Genomic DNA, 15,771 nt, shown 5'->3' with positions numbered 1-15,771 from the left:
TTCGTGTCACTCGCCTGTGGACAACTGCCCGCGATATGTCGGTTCTATGGCCTTTTGGGCATCGATGCAGGAGAAATCAACAGGCAAACGACAGCGAACGGACGACGCTACGAGCGGTCAGGCGGGGTCGATCTCGCGCAGCAGGCCCGTCTTCACGTCGAACACGAAGCCGCGCACGTCGTCGGCGTGCAGCAGGAACGGCGAGGTGCGCACCCGCTGCATGGACTGCCGCACGTCCTGGTCCACGTCCCGGAACGCCTCCACCGCCCAGGCCGGACGCTGCCCGACCTCCATCTCCAGCTCGGTGCGGAAGTCCTCGGTGATCGCCTCCAGGCCGCAGCCCGTGTGGTGGATCAGCACGATGCTGCGGGTGCCCAGCTTGCGCTGGCTGATCGTGAGTGACCGGATCACGTCGTCGGTGACCACCCCGCCCGCGTTGCGGATCGTGTGGCAGTCGCCCAGCTCCAGGCCGAGCGCCGCGTGCAGGTCGAGACGGGCGTCCATGCAGGCCACGACCGCCACGTGCAGCACGGGCCGGGCGTCCATGCCGGGATCGGTGAAGGCGGCGGCGTACCGCTCGTTGGCGTCGACGAGACGGTCGGTCACCGTGCCGCCGCGTATGGCGCCTTCGGACTCGGTGGGTACGGATGCGGAAGTCGTCATAACCATGACGGTACTGGTCACGGCCGTTGCGGTCCTGTTGTGAGAAGGGAAAAAGAGCGTCATCACGTCGCGTTTGTGAGGTAAGCCACAGGGGTGAGGTCGAGCCACCCGGCCGGGTGATTTCCGCCGCCCCGGCGCTTCACGTCGGCGCCCGCCCGCGACGCGCAGGCCGGTTGATTGACCGCGCGACACCGTGGACTAAAGTGACGCGAAGCGGGAGGCGGCGATCTCGACGGCGATCTCCCTGCTGGACTGACTTCCCCGCACGCCGCGGCAGGCCTTCCCCAGACGAGAGGGCGGGGACCCGGCGGTGCGCGTTCCCGCCGGATCTGAGAGGGCCCCGTGAGCCAGAGTCGACACGTCCCGGTGATGCTCCAGCGGTGCCTGGACCTGTTGGCCCCCGCCCTGCAGCGGCCCGGAGCCGTCGTCGTCGACTGCACCCTCGGCCTCGGCGGGCACAGCGAGGCCCTGCTCACGCGGTTCCCCGAGGTCCGGCTCGTCGCCCTCGACCGCGACAAGGAGGCCCTCCGGCTCTCCGGCGAGCGCCTCGCCCCCTTCGGCGAGCGCGCCACCCTCGTGCACGCCGTCTACGACGAACTCCCCGACGTCCTCGACCGGCTCGGCCTCCCGCACGTACAGGGCGTCCTGTTCGACCTCGGCGTGTCCTCCATGCAGCTCGACGAGGCCGGCCGGGGCTTCGCCTACGCCCAGGACGCCCCGCTCGACATGCGCATGGACCAGACGACCGGCATCAGCGCCGCCGAGGTCCTCAACACCTACCCGCCCGGCGAACTGGTGCGGATCCTGCGGGCGTACGGCGAGGAGAAGCAGGCCAAGCGGATCGTCTCCGCGATCGTCCGCGAACGCGACAAGGAGCCGTTCAGCAACAGCGCCCGGCTGGTCGAGCTGATCCGCGGCGCCCTGCCGCAGGCCGCGATGCGCACCGGCGGCAACCCGGCCAAGCGCACCTTCCAGGCGCTGCGCATCGAGGTCAACGGCGAACTGTCGGTGCTGGAGCGGGCGATCCCGGCCGCGGTCGAGGCGATCGACGTGGGCGGACGGATCGCCGTGCTGTCGTACCACTCGCTGGAGGACCGGCTGGTCAAGCAGGTGTTCGCGGCCGGCGCCGCCACCACCGCCCCGCCCGGGCTGCCCGTCGTCCCCGAGCGCTACCAGCCCCGGCTCAAGCTGCTGACCCGCGGTGCCGAACTTCCCACCGAGGAAGAGGTCGCCGAGAACCGGCGCGCGGCCCCGGCCCGGCTGCGCGGGGCCGAACGCATCAGGGAGTCCATCGAATGAGGGCGCGGCGGGCGCAGGTGGGAAAACCGGACTCGGGGGAGGGCGAGTGAGCAGGAAACCCGAACTCAAGGGGAGGGCGGCCCGGCTGGCCCAGCTGTTCCCCGCGGGACCGCGCCAGGCGGCCCGCACCCCCTTCGTCCTCCTCGTCGTCCTCCTGCTCGGCGGCGGCCTCATCGGACTGCTCGTGCTGAACTCCGCGCTCAGCGAAGGCTCGTTCCGGATGGGCGACCTCCAGCGGGACACCAAGAACCTCACCGACGAGGAACAGGCGCTCCAGCGCGACATCGACTCCTACTCCGCCCCGGACGCCCTGAAGCGCCGTGCCGGTGAACTCGGCATGGTCCCCGGCGGCGACCCCGCCTTCCTGGACCCCGACGGCACCGTCAAGGGCGTCCCCTCGGCCGCGGCCCGGCAGTCCGCGCGGGGCGCCGCCGACGTCGTACGGCCGCCCGAGGCGATGACGCTCTCCCCGACGGCCGCCTCGCCGTCGGCGTCACCCTCGCCCGCCCCGCCCGGCGGCTCTCCCGCGCCGAGCGCGTCGCCGGCTCCGACCGCAGCCCTTCCCACGACCCCCGGCAGGTGACGGAAGTGTCCGACAGGGAACCGCCCCGCCGCCGCGTGCCCGGCCCCGCCCGGCCCTCCCGCCCCGCCTCCGCACAGCGACGGCCGGGCCCCGGCGCCCGCCCGGCCCGCCGTCCGGCCGCACCGCGCCCCCCGGCCCCGCGCGCCATCCGGCTCGGCAGCCCCCGCCCCCGGCTGCGCATGGTCGGCCTCGCCCTGACCCTGGTGATGGCCGCCTTCGTCGTCCGCCTCCTCCAGGTCCAGGCCGTCGACGCGGGCACCTACGCCGCCAAGGCCGACAGGAACCGTTACGTCGGCCAGGTGCTGGCCGCCGAACGCGGCGAGATCACCGACCGCAGCGGGGTCGCCCTCGCCAGCAGCGAGGACGCGTACGACATCACCGCCGACCCGACGATGTTCAACCGCGAGAACCTGAAGATCGACGACGGCCCCGAGCAGGCCGCGGCCCTCCTCGCCCCGATCCTCGGCCAGGAGCAGTCCACGATCGTCGCGAAGCTGCGGCCCGAGAACACCAGGTCGCAGTACGCGCTGCTGGCCGTCCGGCAGACCCCGGAGGTCTGGAAGCAGATCAAGGACCTGCGTTCCGCGCTCGCCGCCAAGTCCCGGTCCGACGGCACCACGGTCAACGTCCTCGCGGGCCTCTTCGCGGTGCCCAGCAGCAAGCGCGTGTACCCCAACGGCGATCTCGCCGCCTCCGTGCTCGGCTGGGTCAACGCCGCGGGCAGGGGCGGCGGCGGCATCGAGCAGCAGCTGAACTCCGTCCTGGCCGGCAAGGACGGCAAGATCCGCTACGCCCAGTCCGGCGGCCTCCAGGTGCCCACCGCCGGCTCCACCGAGACCCCCGCCGTGCCCGGCTCCGACATCGAGCTGACGATCGACCGGGACATCCAGTGGGCCGCCCAGAACGCCATCACCGAGCAGGTCGAGGCGTCCAAGGCGGACCGCGGCTACGTCGTCGTCCAGGACACCCGCACCGGCGAGATCCTCGCCATGGCCAACTCGCCCGGCTTCGACCCCAACGACCTCACCACCGCCGACCCGGGCGCCCTCGGCAACGCGGCCCTCCAGGACGCCTACGAGCCCGGCTCCACCGCCAAGATCATGTCGATGGCGGCCGTCCTCGAGGAGAACGTCGCCACCCCGCTCACCCATGTCGTCGTACCGAACCGGCTGCACCGCGGCGACCGGCTCTTCAAGGACGACATCGACCACGCGACCTGGAACCTGACGCTCAACGGCGTGCTCGCCAAGTCCAGCAACATCGGCACGATCCTCGCCACCGGGGAACTCGGCAAGACCCAGGCCGAGGCCAACCGCGTCCTCTACTCCTACCTGCGCAAGTTCGGCATCGGCAGCTACAGCGGACTCGACTTCCCCGGCGAGACCAAGGGCATCCTCGCCGCGCCGGACAAGTGGTCGACCTCGCAGCAGTACACGATCCCTTTCGGACAGGGCGTGTCGCTCAACGCGCTCCAGGCCGCCTCCGTCTACTCGACCATCGCCAACGGCGGCGTACGGATCGAGCCGACCCTGGTGCGCGGCACCCAGGGCCCCGACGGCCGCTTCACCCCCGCCGCCGCGCCCAAGAAGACCAGGGTGGTCAGCGCGAAGACGGCGAAGACCCTCGCCCAGATGCTGGAGTCGGTCGTGGACGACCAGGAGGGCACCGGCGCCAAGGCGCGCATCCCCGGGTACCGCGTCGCGGGCAAGACGGGCACGGCGAACCGCGTGGATCCGGCCACCGGCAAGTACAAGGGATACACCTCGTCCTTCGCCGGCTTCGCCCCCGCCGACAAGCCCCGGGTCACCGTCTACTGCGCCATCCAGAACGCCACCCAGGGCAGCTACTTCGGCGGCCAGATCTGCGGACCCATCTTCAAGCAGGTCATGGAGTTCGCCCTGAAGACCCTCCAGATCCCGCCGACCGGGGCGAAGGCGGCCAACCTGCCCGTCACCTTCTCCCCCTGACCCCACGCCCGCCCAGCCCATCGCTGTTCAGCGCCGAACCAGCCAGGAATCAGCCCGTGACCATGATCACTCCCGAACCCGGGAACCACGCGTCCCCCTCCGCCTCGCTTCGCCCGCAGGCGGGTGCGCCCGGTACGCTCACCGCCGTGCCACACGCTGATCAGTCCCAAACCACCCAGAAGGGCGCTTCCGTGACATACCCGGGACCGCCCAGGCCGGTCCAGGTCTCCGCCACACCCCTCGCGGAGCTCGCCGACCAGCTGGGTGCCACCGACGTGCGGAGCGAAGCGACCGTCACGGGCATCACCCACGACTCGCGCGCCGTCCGCCCCGGCGACCTGTACGCCGCCCTCCCGGGCGCCCGGCTGCACGGTGCCGACTTCGCCACCCAGGCCGCCGGCCTCGGCGCGGTCGCCGTGCTCACCGACCCGACCGGCGCCGAGCGCGCCGCCGCGACCGGACTGCCGGTCCTGGTCGCCGACGACCCGCGCGCGCGGATGGGCGAGCTGGCGGCCACGATCTACGGCCGCCCGGGCCGCGATCTGCTCCAGATCGGCATCACCGGCACCTCCGGCAAGACCACCACCGCCTATCTGGTGGAGGGCGGACTGAAGTCGCTGAAGTCGACCGGGCTGATCGGCACGGTCGAGATGCGCATCGGCGAGGAGCGCCTCAAGTCCGAGCGCACCACCCCCGAGGCCACCGATCTGCAGGCCCTGTTCGCCGTCATGCGCGAGCGCGGGGTCGAGGCGGTCGCCATGGAGGTCTCCAGCCACGCCCTGGTCCTCGGCCGGGTCGACGGCTGCGTCTTCGACATCGCCGTCTTCAGCAACCTCAGCCCGGAACACATGGAGTTCCACTCCGACATGGAGGACTACTTCCGGGCCAAGGCGCAGCTGTTCACCCTTAAACGCAGCAAACTCGGCGTGGTCAACCTCGACGACGCGTACGGCCGCCGGCTGGCCCACGAGGCCGAGGTCCCGGTCGTCACCTTCTCCGCCGAGGGGCACCCCGACGCCGACTGGCGCGCGGCCGAGGTCCACATCGGCCCGATGGACTCGACGTTCACCGTCCTCGGCCCGGACGGGGTACGGGTCGCCGCCAGGGCGCCGCTGCCCGGCTCGTTCAACGTGGCCAACACCCTCGCCGCGATCGTCGCCCTCGCCGCCGCGGGACTCGACCCGCAGACCGCCGCCGACGGTGTCGCGGCCGTACCGGGAGTGCCGGGCCGTCTGGAGCGCGTCGACGCCGGCCAGCCCTATCTCGCGGTCGTCGACTACGCCCACAAGACGGACGCCGTCGAATCGGTGCTCAAGGCGCTGCGCAAGGTCACCAAGGGCCGGCTGCACGTCGTCATCGGCTGCGGCGGCGACCGGGACCGCACCAAGCGCGCGCCGATGGGCGCCGCCGCGGCACGGCTCGCCGACACCGCCGTACTGACCTCCGACAACCCCCGCTCCGAGGACCCCCTCGCGATCCTGGCGACCATGCTCGAAGGGGCGGCCTCGGTGCCCGCGCACGAGCGCGGCGAGGTGCTCCTGTTCGAGGACCGGGCCGCCGCGATCGCCGCCGCCGTCGCCCGCGCGCACGCCGGGGACACCGTGCTGGTCGCGGGCAAGGGCCATGAGCAGGGCCAGGACATCGCCGGGGTGGTCCGTCCGTTCGACGACCGCCAGGTGCTTCGCGAAGCTATCCAGCAGACCCAGGGATGAACTTGTGATCGCCCTCTCCCTCGCCGAGATCGCAGCAGTCGTCGGCGGGCAGACGTACGACATACCGGATCCGTCCGCGGAAGTCACCGGACCGGTCGTCCGGGACTCCCGCGAGGTGGAGCCCGGCAGCCTCTTCGTCGCCTTCGTCGGCGAACGCGTCGACGGCCACGACTACGCGGCCGCGGTCGTCGAGGCGGGCGCGGCGGCCGTACTGGCCTCGCGCCCGGTCGGCGTGCCCGCGATCGTCGTGGACGACGTCCAGGCCGCCCTCGGCGCCCTCGCCCGGCACGTCGTGCACACGCTCGGCACGACCCTCGTCGCGCTCACCGGCTCGGCCGGCAAGACCAGCACCAAGGACCTCATCGCCCAGGTGCTCCGGCGCAAGGCGCCGACCGTCTTCACCCCGGGCTCCCTCAACAACGAGATCGGGCTGCCGCTGACCGCGCTGTCCGCCACCGAGGAAACCCGGTTCCTGGTGCTGGAGATGGGTGCCCGCGGCATCGGGCACATCCGGTACCTCACGGATCTGACGCCCCCGAAGGTCGGCCTCGTCCTGAACGTCGGCACCGCCCACATCGGTGAGTTCGGCGGCCGCGAACAGATCGCACAGGCAAAGGGCGAGCTGGTGGAGAGCCTTCCCCCGGCGAGCGAGGGCGGGGTCGCGATCCTCAACGCCGACGACCCGTTGGTCCGGGCCATGGCCTCCCGTACGAAGGCGAAGGTGGTCCTTTTCGGAGAGTCCGGCGAAGCGGACGTACGGGCCGAGAACGTACGACTCACGGACAGCGGACAGCCCTCCTTCAGCCTTCACACACCCTCCGGGTGCAGCGATGTGACCATGCGCCTGTACGGTGAGCACCACGTGTCGAACGCGCTCGCCGCGGCCGCCGTCGCCCATGAGCTGGGCATGTCCGTGGAAGAGATCGCCACCGCACTCTCCGAGGCGGGCTCCCTCTCCCGCTGGCGGATGGAGGTCACCGAGCGCCCGGACGGCGTGACGATCGTCAACGACGCCTACAACGCGAACCCCGAGTCCATGCGAGCCGCTCTGCGCGCCCTCGCGGCAATGGGAAAGGGGCGGCGGACCTGGGCGGTGCTCGGCAAGATGGCCGAGCTCGGGGACGAGGCGCTCGCCGAGCACGACGCGGTCGGACGGCTCGCCGTCCGGCTCAACGTCAGCAAGCTCGTCGCGGTCGGGGGCAGGGAAGCCGCCTGGCTGCAACTGGGCGCATATAACGAGGGTTCGTGGGGTGAGGAGTCGGTGCACGTGTCCGACGCACAGGCGGCGGTCGACCTGTTGCGCAGCGAGCTGCGCCCGGGGGACGTCGTACTCGTGAAGGCGTCCCGATCGGTGGGCCTCGAGAGCGTCGCGCAGGCGCTGCTCGCGACCGGTGCCGAGGGTGAGGTTTCCGCCCGATGATGAAGCAGATCCTGTTCGCGGGCGTCATTGGCCTCTTCCTGACGCTGATCGGCACGCCGCTGCTGATCAAGCTGCTGGCGCGCAAGGGCTACGGCCAGTACATCCGCGACGACGGTCCGCGCGAGCACGCCAGCAAGCGCGGTACGCCGACCATGGGCGGTATCGCGTTCATACTGTCGACCGTCGCCGCCTACTTCCTGTCCAAGCTGATCACGGGTGTGTCGCCGTCCTACACCGGCCTGCTGGTGCTGGGCCTGATGTGCGGCATGGGACTGGTGGGCTTCCTCGACGACTACATCAAGATCGTCAAGCGGCGTTCGCTGGGTCTGCGGGCCAAGGCGAAGATGGCGGGCCAGCTCATCGTCGGCATCGCCTTCGCCGTGCTCTCGTTGCAGTTCGCGGACGCCCGCGGCAACACCCCGGCCTCCACGAAGCTGTCGTTCATCACGGACTTCGGCTGGACCATCGGCCCCGTGCTGTTCGTCGTCTGGGCGCTGTTCATGATCCTCGCGATGTCGAACGGCGTGAACCTGACGGACGGTCTGGACGGTCTCGCCACCGGCGCCTCGGTCCTCGTCTTCGGTGCCTACACGTTCATCGGCGTCTGGCAGTACCAGGAGTCCTGCGCCAACGGCGAGACCCTGACCAACCCCGGCGCCTGCTACGAGGTGCGCGACCCCCTGGACCTCGCGGTCATCTCGGCCGCGCTGATGGGTTCCTGCCTCGGCTTCCTGTGGTGGAACACCTCGCCGGCCAAGATCTTCATGGGTGACACCGGTTCGCTGGCGCTCGGCGGTGTCCTCACGGGCCTGGCCATCTGCTCCCGCACGGAGCTGCTGGTGGCCATCATGGGCGGTCTGTTCGTCCTCATCACCATGTCGGTGGTCATCCAGGTCGGCTCGTTCCGGCTGACCGGGAAGCGGGTCTTCCGGATGGCGCCGCTCCAGCACCACTTCGAACTCAAGGGCTGGTCCGAAGTCCTTGTCGTGGTCCGATTCTGGATCATTCAGGGCATCTGTGTGATCGTCGGACTGGGTCTCTTCTACGCGGGATGGGCAGCAGACAAGTGACCGATGGGCAGGGGCTCTCCTGGGAGGGCAGGCACGTCACCGTCGCCGGACTCGGCGTCTCCGGCGTCCCGGCGGCCAAGGTGCTGCACGGACTCGGCGCGCGGGTCACCGTCGTCAACGACGGCGACGACGCACGCGCGCGTGAGCAGGCCGCCGAACTGGAGGCGCTCGGCGTCACCGTGCGGCTCGGCGACGGAGCGACCCTGCCCGAAGGCACCGACCTCATCGTCACCGCCCCCGGCTGGAAGCCGGACAAGCCGCTCTTCGCGGCGGCCGCCGAAGCCGGCGTGGACGTCTGGGGGGACGTCGAGCTGGCCTGGCGCCTCAGGGGCCGGGACGGCAGAAAAGCAGCCCCCTGGCTGTGCGTCACCGGCACCAACGGCAAGACGACCACCACCCAGATGCTGGCCTCCATCCTGAAGGCGGCCGGACTGCGCACCGCGGCCGTCGGCAACATCGGCGTCTCGCTGCTCGACGCCGTCCTCGGCGACGAGGAGTACGACGTCCTGGCGGTGGAGCTGTCCAGCTACCAGCTGCACTGGGCGCCCTCCCTGCGGGCGCACTCGGCGACCGTGCTGAACCTCGCCCCCGACCACCTCGACTGGCACGGCTCGATGGAGGCCTACGCGCGCGACAAGGGCCGTATCTACGAGGGCAACCGCGTCGCCTGCGTCTACAACGTCGCCGACAAGGCCACCGAGGACCTGGTGCGCGAGGCGGACGTCGAGGAGGGCTGCCGCGCCATCGGCTTCACCCTCGGCACCCCGGGACCGTCCCAACTCGGCGTGATCGACGGCATCCTGGTCGACCGCGCGTTCGTCGAGAACCGGCAGAAGAACGCCCAGGAACTCGCCGAGGTCACGGACGTCACCCCGCCCGCCCCGCACAACATCGCCAACGCCCTCGCCGCGGCGGCCCTCGCCCGCGCCTTCGGCGTGCCTCCCACGGCCGTACGGGACGGCCTGCGGGCCTTCACCCCGGACGCCCACCGCATCGCCCACGTGGCCGACGTGGACGGCGTCGCGTACATCGACGACTCCAAGGCCACCAACACCCACGCGGCGGAAGCCTCGTTGGCGGCGTACCCGTCGATCGTGTGGATCGCCGGCGGGCTCGCCAAGGGCGCGACCTTCGACGAACTCGTCGCCAAGTCCGCGCCGCGGCTGCGCGGGGCCGTCCTGATCGGCGCCGACCGCGCGCTGATCCGCGAAGCCCTCGCGCGACACGCCCCGGAAGTACCCGTCGTGGACCTCGACCGGACCGACACTGGGGCGATGCTCGCGGCTGTCCAGGAGGCCCGGCGCCTCGCCCGCGCGGGAGACACGGTCCTGCTCGCCCCGGCCTGCGCCTCCATGGACATGTTCGTCAACTACAACCAGCGCGGGGACGCGTTCGCCGAGGCAGTGCGCGAACTCGCCTGACGGCGGGTCGTTTGGAGGACGCGTGACGGTGTCGTTGGGGTGCGGGCCGGTGGCGCCAGGTCCCGCCCGCGCGGCGGAGCCGCACAGGTCATCGCCCCGCGCTCCCAGGGGGTTGCAGTCACGTGCCCAGTAGTCGTACCGGGCGGCCGCCCGTTCAGCGGGCCGTCCGTCGCCCCTCCGCCCCGCGGCCGGCCCGTGACAACCCGGTTCTGCGGCTCTACACGCGCGCGCGCAAGGCCTGGGACCGGCCGCTCACCGCCTACTACGTGATCTTCGGCGGCAGTCTGCTGATCACCGTGCTCGGGCTGGTGATGGTGTACTCCGCCTCGCAGATCACCGCGCTGCAGATGTCGCTGCCCGGGTCGTTCTTCTTCCGCAAGCAGTTCCTGGCCGCCTCCATCGGGGCCGTACTGCTGCTGGTCGCCTCCCGGATGCCGGTCAAGCTGCACCGGGCGCTGGCCTACCCGATGCTCGCCGGAGCCGTCTTCATGATGGCCCTGGTGCAGGTGCCCGGGATAGGGATGGCCGTCAACGGCAACCAGAACTGGATCTCCCTCGGCGGCTCCTTCCAGATCCAGCCCAGCGAGTTCGGCAAGCTCGCCCTGGTGCTGTGGGGCGCCGACCTGCTCGCCCGCAAGCAGGACCGGAAGCTGCTCGCCCAGTGGAAGCACATGCTGGTGCCGCTGGTCCCGGTGGCCTTCATGCTGCTCGGGCTGATCATGCTCGGCGGCGACATGGGGACGGCGATCATCCTCACCGCGATCCTCTTCGGGCTGCTGTGGCTCGCGGGGGCGCCCACCCGGCTGTTCGTCGGCGTGCTGTCGGTCGCCGCAGCGATCGGGTTCGTCCTGATCAAGACCAGCCCCAACCGGATGGCCCGGCTCGCCTGCATCGGCGCCACCGAGCCCAAGTCCGGGGCCGCCGACTGCTGGCAGGCCGTGCACGGGATCTACGCCCTGGCCTCCGGCGGGATCTTCGGCTCCGGACTCGGGGCAAGTGTGGAGAAATGGGGACAACTCCCGGAAGCCCACACCGACTTCATCTTCGCCGTCACCGGTGAGGAACTGGGTCTCGCGGGGACGCTGTCGGTGCTCGCCCTGTTCGCGGCTCTAGGCTATGCGGGTATCCGCGTGGCCGGACGCACGGAGGACCCCTTCGTGAGGTATGCCGCGGGAGGTGTGACCACCTGGATCACCGCGCAAGCCGTGATCAACATCGGTGCGGTGCTCGGTCTGCTGCCGATCGCCGGCGTCCCCCTCCCGCTGTTCTCCTACGGGGGCTCCGCCCTGCTGCCGACCATGTTCGCGATCGGGCTGCTGATCGCCTTCGCACGTGACGACCCCGCTGCACGGGCGGCGCTTGCGATGCGGCAACCCCGCTTTGGTAGAAAGCGGGGGGCCGGGGGTTCCCCGGTGAAACGGGAACCCCGGAGATGGAACACGATGCGACGGCGTGCCTCGGCGGCGCGTTCGTCCGGAGAGCGGTGAATTTCGGTGCATGTCGTACTCGCTGGTGGGGGGACCGCCGGCCACATCGAGCCCGCGCTCGCCCTCGCGGACGCCCTGCGCAGGCAGGACCCCACCGTGGGGATCACGGCGCTGGGCACGGAACGCGGCCTGGAGACCACGCTCGTTCCGCAGCGGGGCTACGACCTCGCGCTGATCCCGGCCGTACCGCTGCCGCGCAAGCCCACCCCCGAGCTGATCACCGTCCCGGGCCGGCTGCGCGGCACGATCAAGGCCGCCGAGCAGATCCTGGAGCGCACCAAGGCCGACGCCGTCGTCGGCTTCGGCGGTTACGTGGCCCTGCCCGGCTATCTCGCCGCCAAGCGCCTCGGGGTGCCGATCGTGGTCCACGAGGCCAACGCCCGCCCCGGCCTGGCCAACAAGATCGGCTCCCGGTACGCCGCCCGCGTCGCCGTCTCCACGCCCGACAGCAAGCTGCGCGACGCCCGCTACATCGGCATCCCGCTGCGCCGCTCCATCGCCACCCTGGACCGTGCCGCGGCCCGTCCCGAGGCCCGGCACATGTTCGGCCTGGACCCCAATCTGCCGACGCTGCTCGTCTCCGGCGGCTCGCAGGGCGCCCGCCGGCTCAACGAGGTCGTCCAGCAGGTCGCGCCCTGGCTCCAGCAGGCCGGCATCCAGATCCTGCACGCGGTCGGTCCGAAGAACGAACTGCCTCATGTCCAGCAGATGCCGGGAATGCCCCCCTACATCCCGGTGCCGTACCTGGACCGGATGGACCTCGCGTACGCCGCCGCCGACATGATGCTCTGCCGCGCGGGCGCGATGACCGTCGCCGAACTCTCCGCCGTCGGACTCCCGGCCGCCTACGTCCCGCTGCCCATCGGCAACGGCGAGCAGCGGCTGAACGCCCAGCCGGTGGTCAAGGCCGGCGGCGGGCTCCTCGTCGACGACGCGGAACTCACCCCCGAGTGGGTGCGCGAGAGCGTCCTGCCGGTGCTCGCCGATCCGCACCGGCTGTACGAGATGTCCCGCGCCGCCAGCGAGTTCGGCCGCCGGGACGCCGACGACCTGCTCGTCGGCATGGTGTACGAGGCGATCGCGGCGAGTCGCGCCCAGCGATAGGCGCCGTTTTCCAGGTGAGCGAAAGGGCAGGGAGCGTGGCCGGATCCGCCACCGTCGAGCGCGGTGCACGCCAGGAGGAGCCGTCCGGCCCGCCCCTCGTCCGAAGACTGGGCGGCCCGCGCCGATTCCGTATGATCATCATCCTCGCGCTCGCCGTGCTCCTCCTCGGCGGGGGCACGGTCTGGGTGTTGTACGGCTCCCCGTGGACGAAGGTCGAGCGCGTCGCGGTGTCCGGCACGGACGTCCTGACGCCCGGCCAGGTGCGCGAGGCCGCGGCCGTACCGCTCGGATCCCCGCTCGTCTCCGTCGACACCGGGGCGATCGCGGCGCGGCTGCGCGCACGGCTGCCCAGAATCGACGAGGTTGACGTGGTCCGTTCCTGGCCCCATGGAATCGGCCTGAAAGTGACCGAGCGGCAGCCCGTCCTGCTCATCGGAAAAGGGTCGAACTTCGTGGAAGTGGACGACGAAGGCGTCCGTTTCGCCACGATTTCCCAGGCGCTGAAGAACGTACCGCTTCTCGAAATGGCCGTCTCCGCGTCGAGTTCGGGCGGGTCCGGCGCCGCGAGCCTGCGCCGCTTCGGCGAGGACCGGCTGGTGCGTGAGGCGGTGAGGGTCGCCGGTGACATTCCGGACGCCGTCGCCCAGAAGACCCGCGCCCTCAAAGTCCGTTCCTACGACGACATCTCGCTGGAGCTGGCCGACGGCCGCACGGTCGCCTGGGGGAGTGCCGACCAGGGTGCCCTGAAGGCGCGTACGCTCGGTGCTCTCATGAAAGCCTCCCCGGCCGCGCGGCACTTCGATGTCAGCGCTCCCACGGCGCCTGCGTCATCCGGGAGTTGACGCACATCAGCGCAGGCCAGCACCCTGGTTGGGCAGCGACACGGCTGATCACATAGGGTGAAAAGAAAAACGGGAGGTTCGGCGTGTTCGTTGAACGGGCGCCACTTGTCGACTTAGTGTCCTGTCCAGAAGACTCCAAGGAACAGACACACTGGTAACCCTAAACTTCAGCGTTAGGGTTCGGGTCGGCGAAACGGACCGTCCCATTCGGCATCAGTCGTCGGATCGCACCATCTGCGAGGCGGCGACACGTAACTCGAGGCGAGAGGCCTTCGACGTGGCAGCACCGCAGAACTACCTCGCAGTCATCAAAGTCATCGGTGTCGGCGGCGGTGGTGTCAATGCCATCAACCGGATGATCGAGGTCGGTCTCAAGGGCGTCGAGTTCATCGCCATCAACACCGACGCGCAGGCGCTGTTGATGAGCGACGCCGACGTCAAGCTCGACGTCGGCCGCGAACTGACCCGCGGACTCGGCGCCGGCGCCAACCCGGCCGTCGGCCGCAAGGCCGCCGAGGACCACCGCGAGGAGATCGAGGAGGTCCTCAAGGGGGCCGACATGGTCTTCGTGACGGCCGGTGAAGGCGGCGGCACCGGCACCGGCGGCGCGCCCGTCGTGGCCAACATCGCCCGCTCCCTGGGCGCCCTGACCATCGGCGTGGTCACCCGCCCGTTCACCTTCGAGGGACGGCGCCGGGCCAACCAGGCCGAGGACGGCATCGCGGAACTCCGCGAAGAGGTCGACACCCTCATCGTCATCCCCAACGACCGGCTGCTGTCCATCTCGGACCGCCAGGTCTCGGTCCTGGACGCCTTCAAGTCGGCCGACCAGGTCCTGCTCTCGGGTGTCCAGGGCATCACCGACCTCATCACCACCCCCGGCCTGATCAACCTCGACTTCGCCGACGTCAAGTCGGTCATGTCCGAGGCCGGCTCGGCCCTCATGGGCATCGGCTCGGCCCGCGGCGACGACCGCGCGGTGGCCGCCGCCGAGATGGCGATCTCCTCGCCGCTCCTCGAGGCCTCCATCGACGGCGCCCGGGGCGTGCTGCTCTCCATCTCCGGCGGCTCCGACCTCGGCCTGTTCGAGATCAACGAGGCCGCCCAGCTGGTCAGCGAGGCCGCCCACCCGGAGGCCAACATCATCTTCGGCGCGGTCATCGACGACGCGCTCGGCGACGAGGTCCGGGTCACGGTCATCGCGGCCGGCTTCGACGGCGGCCAGCCCCCGGCCCGTCGGGACAACGTCCTCGGCTCGGCCGCGGGCTCCTCCCGCCGCGAGGAGCCCGCTCCGGTACGGCAGCCGGAGAGCCGCCCGTCCTTCGGCTCGCTCGGCAGCGTCACGCCGAAGGAGGAGCCGGAGCCGGCCCCCGAGCCGGTGGCCGAGATCCCCGTCGCCCCGCCGGTCCCGCCGTCGCGGACCTACTCGGACAGTGCGGCCGAGGAGCTGGACGTGCCGGACTTCCTGAAGTGATAGGACGGCGCGAGAGCGTGAGCGGCGCGCACTTCGCCTTCACCGACCGGTGGGGCGGGGTGAGCGCCGCTCCGTATGAGGAGCTCAACCTCGGCGGGGCGGTCGGCGACGACCCCGCGGCCGTGCACGCCAACCGGGAGCTGGCCGCCAAGTCGCTGGGGCTGGATCCCGGAGACGTGGTCTGGATGAACCAGGTGCACGGCGCCGACGCGGTGGTCGTCGAGGGCCCCTGGGGTGACAGGCCGGTGCCGCGGGTCGACGCGATCGTCACCGGGCGGCGCGGGCTCGCCCTCGCCGTCCTCACCGCCGACTGCACCCCCGTCCTGCTCGCCGATCCGGTCGCCGGGGTCGCCGCCGCGGCCCACGCGGGCCGGCCCGGCATGGTCGCCGGGATCGTCCCCGCCGCCGTACGGGCCATGGTGGAGCTCGGCGCCGAGCCGTCCCGGATCGTCGCCCGCACCGGGCCCGCCGTCTGCGGCCGGTGCTACGAGGTACCGGAGCGGATGCGGGCCGAGGTCGCCGCCGTCGAGCCGGCGGCGCACGCCGAGACGAGCTGGGGCACGCCGGCGGTCGATGTGACCGCGGGGGTGCACGCGCAGCTCGACCGGCTCGGGGTGTGCGACCGGGAGCAGTCGCCGGTGTGCACCCGTGAGTCCGAGGACCACTTCTCCTACCGCCGCGACCGCGCCACAGGGCGACTCGCGGGATATGTCTGGCTGGACTGATGGG

Annotated in this window: 13 protein-coding genes; 12 read left to right on the top strand and 1 reads right to left on the bottom strand. The window is 71.2% G+C overall.

Going from position 1 to position 15,771, the window contains the following annotated elements:
• Positions 1–117 precede the first annotated feature (117 nt).
• A complete protein-coding gene (locus tag AQJ64_RS06220) occupies positions 118–726 on the bottom strand; it encodes a beta-class carbonic anhydrase (protein WP_079061492.1) in 609 nt (202 codons plus the stop codon).
• 279 nt (positions 727–1,005) lie between these two features.
• Here AQJ64_RS06220 and rsmH point away from each other — a divergent pair, with 279 nt between their 5' ends.
• The 12 genes from rsmH to pgeF all read left to right on the top strand — a co-directional run bounded on the left by rsmH (position 1,006) and on the right by pgeF (position 15,767).
• Entirely contained in the window at positions 1,006–1,962 is a 957-nt protein-coding gene (rsmH, locus tag AQJ64_RS06215) for a 16S rRNA (cytosine(1402)-N(4))-methyltransferase RsmH (protein ID WP_079061491.1), read from the top strand.
• 46 nt (positions 1,963–2,008) lie between these two features.
• Positions 2,009–2,545, top strand: coding sequence for a cell division protein FtsL (gene ftsL / locus AQJ64_RS06210; protein ID WP_059202463.1), 537 nt, complete (start codon positions 2,009–2,011; stop codon positions 2,543–2,545).
• 5 nt (positions 2,546–2,550) lie between these two features.
• Positions 2,551–4,512, top strand: coding sequence for a peptidoglycan D,D-transpeptidase FtsI family protein (locus tag AQJ64_RS06205; RefSeq protein WP_280529275.1), 1,962 nt, complete (start codon positions 2,551–2,553; stop codon positions 4,510–4,512).
• A 56-nt stretch (positions 4,513–4,568) separates the two neighbouring features.
• Positions 4,569–6,224, top strand: coding sequence for a UDP-N-acetylmuramoyl-L-alanyl-D-glutamate--2,6-diaminopimelate ligase (locus AQJ64_RS06200; RefSeq protein WP_206189688.1), 1,656 nt, complete (start codon positions 4,569–4,571; stop codon positions 6,222–6,224).
• A 4-nt stretch (positions 6,225–6,228) separates the two neighbouring features.
• A complete protein-coding gene (locus AQJ64_RS06195) occupies positions 6,229–7,644 on the top strand; it encodes a UDP-N-acetylmuramoyl-tripeptide--D-alanyl-D-alanine ligase (protein ID WP_055633833.1) in 1,416 nt (471 codons plus the stop codon).
• A complete protein-coding gene (gene mraY / locus AQJ64_RS06190; RefSeq protein WP_055633836.1) occupies positions 7,644–8,714 on the top strand; it encodes a phospho-N-acetylmuramoyl-pentapeptide-transferase in 1,071 nt (356 codons plus the stop codon). The genes AQJ64_RS06195 and mraY overlap by 1 nt, the downstream gene beginning before the upstream one ends.
• Positions 8,696–10,135, top strand: a complete 1,440-nt coding sequence (gene murD, locus AQJ64_RS06185) for a UDP-N-acetylmuramoyl-L-alanine--D-glutamate ligase (protein WP_055633832.1) — start codon at positions 8,696–8,698, stop codon at positions 10,133–10,135. Before mraY ends, murD begins: the two co-directional genes overlap by 19 nt.
• 122 nt (positions 10,136–10,257) lie before the next feature.
• Entirely contained in the window at positions 10,258–11,622 is a 1,365-nt protein-coding gene (gene ftsW / locus AQJ64_RS06180) for a putative lipid II flippase FtsW (RefSeq protein ID WP_055633831.1), read from the top strand.
• Between the two features lie 6 nt (positions 11,623–11,628).
• Complete coding sequence (murG, locus tag AQJ64_RS06175; protein WP_055633830.1) at positions 11,629–12,726, top strand: undecaprenyldiphospho-muramoylpentapeptide beta-N-acetylglucosaminyltransferase; 1,098 nt, start codon at positions 11,629–11,631, stop codon at positions 12,724–12,726.
• Positions 12,727–12,761: 35 nt separating this feature from the next.
• Positions 12,762–13,568, top strand: coding sequence for a cell division protein FtsQ/DivIB (locus tag AQJ64_RS06170; RefSeq protein WP_055633829.1), 807 nt, complete (start codon positions 12,762–12,764; stop codon positions 13,566–13,568).
• A 277-nt stretch (positions 13,569–13,845) separates the two neighbouring features.
• On the top strand, positions 13,846–15,042 hold the full coding sequence (gene ftsZ, locus AQJ64_RS06165; RefSeq protein ID WP_055633828.1) for a cell division protein FtsZ: 1,197 nt from the start codon (positions 13,846–13,848) through the stop codon (positions 15,040–15,042).
• A complete protein-coding gene (pgeF, locus tag AQJ64_RS06160) occupies positions 15,039–15,767 on the top strand; it encodes a peptidoglycan editing factor PgeF (protein ID WP_055633827.1) in 729 nt (242 codons plus the stop codon). The genes ftsZ and pgeF overlap by 4 nt, the downstream gene beginning before the upstream one ends.
• Positions 15,768–15,771 lie beyond the last annotated feature (4 nt).

Source organism: Streptomyces griseoruber (assembly GCF_001514205.1).
In the GTDB taxonomy this organism is placed as follows: domain Bacteria; phylum Actinomycetota; class Actinomycetes; order Streptomycetales; family Streptomycetaceae; genus Streptomyces; species Streptomyces griseoruber.
This window is presented reverse-complemented; position numbering and strand designations above follow the sequence as displayed.